Annotated in this window: 1 protein-coding gene; it reads left to right on the top strand. The window is 39.1% G+C overall.

Going from position 1 to position 271, the window contains the following annotated elements:
* Positions 1 to 271 (top strand): hypothetical protein (locus ACFILA_RS09860; protein WP_375661162.1); only part of this gene is annotated, 271 nt, incomplete at both ends.

Genomic DNA, 271 nt, shown 5'->3' with positions numbered 1-271 from the left:
TGAAAAAATTAACTGGTATAATGCTTTTGAAAATTCAGATAGTAAAAAGCCATCGCTGAAAACGTCTAGTTTTACCCTCTATTCGCCAAATGAATCGGTTACCAGTTATTCACCAAAAAACGACGTTATTATCGGGAATGCAACAGCGACTAGTGGTTTATCAGTAAAGGTTTCGCATTCTGATCCAGCGGTCCAATTAAATACGGCCGATGAATTAAAACCTAACACTTCGACACGGACTGCTGCTCACTGGTGGTATCAACGAAAAGAT

It is taken from the genome of Bartonella sp. CL71SXKL (assembly GCF_042194935.1).
Taxonomy (GTDB): domain Bacteria; phylum Pseudomonadota; class Alphaproteobacteria; order Rhizobiales; family Rhizobiaceae; genus Bartonella.
Note: the sequence above shows the minus strand (reverse complement) of the source record. Positions and strands in the feature narration are given on the sequence as shown.